2 rRNA genes are annotated in these 5,039 nt (G+C 58.5%); both read right to left on the bottom strand.

Annotated elements, in window-relative coordinates:
- Positions 1–60: 60 nt before the first annotated feature.
- Positions 61–3,166: ribosomal RNA gene (locus EDF32_RS01510) — 23S ribosomal RNA — on the bottom strand.
- A 553-nt stretch (positions 3,167–3,719) separates the two neighbouring features.
- Positions 3,720–5,039 (bottom strand): 16S ribosomal RNA (locus tag EDF32_RS01505); the annotation flags it as partial.

Here is a 5,039-nt window from a genome sequence, read left to right as displayed (position 1 = left end):
GTTGGTGGTGCCCGTTTCTCGGGAACCGCACAGTGGACGCGTGCATGCAAAAGGTGTTGTGTTGTGAAGTTGTCGGCTGATTAGTACCGGTCAGCTGCGAAGGTCTTTAGTCCCTTCTTCCACGTCCGGCCTATCGACCCAGTGTTCTGCTGGGTGCCTTCCACCCACGAGGGGTGTGGAAACCTCATCTTGAAGCAGGCTTCCCGCTTAGATGCTTTCAGCGGTTATCCCTTCCGAACGTAGCCAACCAGCCGTGCTCCTGGCGGAACAACTGGCACACCAGAGGTTCGTCCGTCCCGGTCCTCTCGTACTAGGGACAGCCCTTCTCAAGTTTCCTGCGCGCGCAGCGGATAGGGACCGAACTGTCTCACGACGTTCTAAACCCAGCTCGCGTACCGCTTTAATGGGCGAACAGCCCAACCCTTGGGACCTACTCCAGCCCCAGGATGCGACGAGCCGACATCGAGGTGCCAAACCATGCCGTCGATATGGACTCTTGGGCAAGATCAGCCTGTTATCCCCGGGGTACCTTTTATCCGTTGAGCGACGGCGCTTCCACAAGCCACCGCCGGATCACTAGTTCCGACTTTCGTCCCTGCTCGACCTGTCAGTCTCACAGTCAAGCTCCCTTGTGCACTTGCACTCGACACCTGATTGCCAACCAGGCTGAGGGAACCTTTGAGCGCCTCCGTTACATTTTTGGAGGCAACCGCCCCAGTTAAACTACCCACCAGACACTGTCCCTGATCCGGATCACGGACCGAGGTTAGGAATCCAGAGCGACCAGAGTGGTATTTCAACGATGACTCCACCCGCACTGGCGTGCGGATCTCACAGTCTCCCACCTATCCTACACAAGCCGCACCGAACACCAATATCAAGCTATAGTAAAGGTCCCGGGGTCTTTCCGTCCTGCTGCGCGTAACGAGCATCTTTACTCGTACTGCAATTTCGCCGAGTTCGCGGTTGAGACAGCGGAGAAGTCGTTACGCCATTCGTGCAGGTCGGAACTTACCCGACAAGGAATTTCGCTACCTTAGGATGGTTATAGTTACCACCGCCGTTTACTGGGGCTTAAATTCTGAGCTTCGCCGTAAGGCTGACCCGTCCTCTTAACCTTCCAGCACCGGGCAGGCGTCAGTCCGTATACATCGTCTTGCGACTTAGCACGGACCTGTGTTTTTAGTAAACAGTCGCTTCTCCCTGGTCTCTGCGGCCGTCCACGCTCCCACCGCGAGGGTGTTCACGCTTTCGGCCCCCCTTCTCCCGAAGTTACGGGGGCATTTTGCCGAGTTCCTTAACCACGATTCGCTCGATCGCCTTGGTATTCTCTACCTGATCACCTGAGTCGGTTTGGGGTACGGGCGGCTAGAACCTCGCGTCGAAGCTTTTCTTGGCAGCATAGGATCACCGCGTTCCCACATGCGTGGTCACTATCAGCTCTCAGGCTTCGTGCCGGGCGGATTTGCCTACCCGGCGCCCTACAGCCTTGGACGTGGTCAACCATCGCCACGTGCGGCTACCTTCCTGCGTCACTCCTGTTAATACGCTTACCTACTACCGGTTCGGGTCCCGCGCTCCCCACCACGATGACCCCGAAGGGTCGGTGCGGTGGCTCGGGCGGTTAGCATCACCGGGCTCGGTATGGGCGGTTCTTCGCCGGTAGGAGAATATCAACTCCTTGTCCATCGACTACGCCTGTCGGCCTCGCCTTAGGTCCCGACTTACCCAGGGCGGATTAGCCTGGCCCTGGAACCCTTGATCATTCGGCGGACGGGTTTCTCACCCGTCTTTCGCTACTCATGCCTGCATTCTCACTCGTGTAGGCTCCACCGCTGGATTACTCCGCGACTTCACTGCCCACACGACGCTCCCCTACCCATCCACACGCCTGGACCACGAAGGCCTGGCGGAAGTGTGAATGCCACAGCTTCGGCGGTGTACTTGAGCCCCGCTACATTGTCGGCGCGGAATCACTTGACCAGTGAGCTATTACGCACTCTTTCAAGGGTGGCTGCTTCTAAGCCAACCTCCTGGTTGTCTGTGCAACTCCACATCCTTTCCCACTTAGCACACGCTTAGGGGCCTTAGCTGGTGGTCTGGGCTGTTTCCCTCTCGACTACGGAGCTTATCCCCCGCAGTCTCACTGCCACGCTCTGTCTTACCGGCATTCGGAGTTTGGCTGACGTCAGTAACCTGGTAGGGCCCATTAGCCATCCAGTAGCTCTACCTCCGGCAAGAAACACGTGACGCTGCACCTAAATGCATTTCGGGGAGAACCAGCTATCACGAAGTTTGATTGGCCTTTCACCCCTAACCACAGGTCATCCCCTCGGTTTTCAACCCAAGTGGGTTCGGTCCTCCACGCGGTCTTACCCACGCTTCAACCTGCCCATGGCTAGATCACTTCGCTTCGGGTCTAGACCCAGCGACTGTATCGCCCTGTTCGGACTCGCTTTCGCTACGGCTTCCCCACACGGGTTAACCTCGCCACTGAGCACTAACTCGCAGGCTCATTCTTCAAAAGGCACGCCGTCACCCCTGCTAAGGAGGCTCCGACGGATTGTAGGCACACGGTTTCAGGTACTATTTCACTCCCCTCCCGGGGTACTTTTCACCTTTCCCTCACGGTACTGGTCCGCTATCGGTCACTAGGGAGTATTTAGGCTTATCAAGTGGTCTTGACGGATTCACACGGGATTTCTCGGGCCCCGTGCTACTTGGGATCCCCTCCAGGAGGCCGCACCATTTCGTCTACGGGGGTCACACCCTCTGTGCCGGGCCTTTCAATGCCCTTCGACTATGATGCGGCTTTCTCACTCCTTGCCCGGATGTCAGTCCGGACCGGAAGGTCCCACTACCCCGCACATGCAACGCCTGACAGCTTTGACACATGCACGGTTTGGCCTGATCCGCTTTCGCTCGCCACTACTCACGGAATATCTCTTCCTGTCGGTACTGAGATGTTTCACTTCCCGACGTTCCCTCCACGCACCCTATATATTCAGGTGCGGGTCACCACACATGACTGTGGCGGGGTTCCCCCATTCGGACATCCTCGGATCACGGTTCGTTTGCCAACTCCCCGAGGCTTATCGCAGGCTACAACGTCCTTCATCGGCTCCTAGTGCCAAGGCATCCACCCTGTGCCCTTATAAACTTCACACACAAAATTGCAGATACCAAAGACATACATCTTTGATGAGATGCTCGCGTCCACTGTGCAGTTCTCAAGCAACGGACGATCCCACCCTCACCGACCAGGCATCCGCCCGACCAGCTCGTGGTGACCCGTACCAGTCATCCCCGTCAACCGACCACCCACCCCCCACAGGGAGGCACCGACCCACCAGCCCCCGCCACGCACCCGCCCCACCCACACTCGGATGAGGACACGCACACAACTAAGGACCCGCAGGCCACGGTGGTCCACGGCCGATGGCCTGGGGACCCAACAGTGTGCTCAAGAGCCGGCAACCCACCAGCAGCGTTCCCCCCAGACCCCCACCCACCACCAGCGCCCGCACCCCGAAGGACACGACCACCACCAGCAGACAAGGACCCGGTGTACTGACCACCGACGACCCGACCGACCCGCATAGTCAACGTTCCACCCATGAGCAACCACCCCCACACGCAGACGGCGTGGGCCGTGGCCTGCACCCCACCCCCAGGCGACCACCAGGGCCACCACGAGACGAGGACACGTAGCTCCTTAGAAAGGAGGTGATCCAGCCGCACCTTCCGGTACGGCTACCTTGTTACGACTTAGTCCCAATCGCCGGTCCCACCTTCGACGGCTCCCCCCACAAGGGTTGGGCCACCGGCTTCGGGTGTTACCGACTTTCGTGACTTGACGGGCGGTGTGTACAAGGCCCGGGAACGTATTCACCGCAGCGTTGCTGATCTGCGATTACTAGCGACTCCGACTTCATGGGGTCGAGTTGCAGACCCCAATCCGAACTGAGACCGGCTTTTTGGGATTCGCTCCACCTTGCGGTATCGCAGCCCTTTGTACCGGCCATTGTAGCATGCGTGAAGCCCAAGACATAAGGGGCATGATGATTTGACGTCATCCCCACCTTCCTCCGAGTTGACCCCGGCAGTCTCCTATGAGTCCCCACCATCACGTGCTGGCAACATAGGACGAGGGTTGCGCTCGTTGCGGGACTTAACCCAACATCTCACGACACGAGCTGACGACAACCATGCACCACCTGTACACCGACCTTGCGGGGCAACCATCTCTGGAAGTTTCCGGTGTATGTCAAGCCTTGGTAAGGTTCTTCGCGTTGCATCGAATTAATCCGCATGCTCCGCCGCTTGTGCGGGCCCCCGTCAATTCCTTTGAGTTTTAGCCTTGCGGCCGTACTCCCCAGGCGGGGCACTTAATGCGTTTGCTGCGGCACGGAACTCGTGGAATGAGCCCCACACCTAGTGCCCAACGTTTACGGCATGGACTACCAGGGTATCTAATCCTGTTCGCTCCCCATGCTTTCGCTCCTCAGCGTCAGTTGCGGCCCAGTGACCTGCCTTCGCCATCGGTGTTCCTCCTGATATCTGCGCATTCCACCGCTACACCAGGAATTCCAGTCACCCCTACCGCACTCTAGTCTGCCCGTACCCGATGCACGCCCCAGGTTGAGCCTGAGGTTTTCACACCAGACGCGACAAACCGCCTACGAGCTCTTTACGCCCAATAATTCCGGACAACGCTTGCGCCCTACGTATTACCGCGGCTGCTGGCACGTAGTTAGCCGGCGCTTCTTCTGCAGGTACCGTCACTTTCGCTTCTTCCCTGCTGAAAGAGGTTTACAACCCGAAGGCCTTCATCCCTCACGCGGCGTCGCTGCATCAGGCTTGCGCCCATTGTGCAATATTCCCCACTGCTGCCTCCCGTAGGAGTCTGGGCCGTGTCTCAGTCCCAGTGTGGCCGGTCGCCCTCTCAGGCCGGCTACCCGTCGTCGCCTTGGTAGGCCATTACCCCACCAACAAGCTGATAGGCCGCGAGACCATCCCCAACCGATAAATCTTTCCAC

Source organism: Cellulomonas sp. PhB143 (assembly GCF_003752595.1).
Taxonomy (GTDB): Bacteria; Actinomycetota; Actinomycetes; order Actinomycetales; family Cellulomonadaceae; genus Paraoerskovia.
This window is presented reverse-complemented; position numbering and strand designations above follow the sequence as displayed.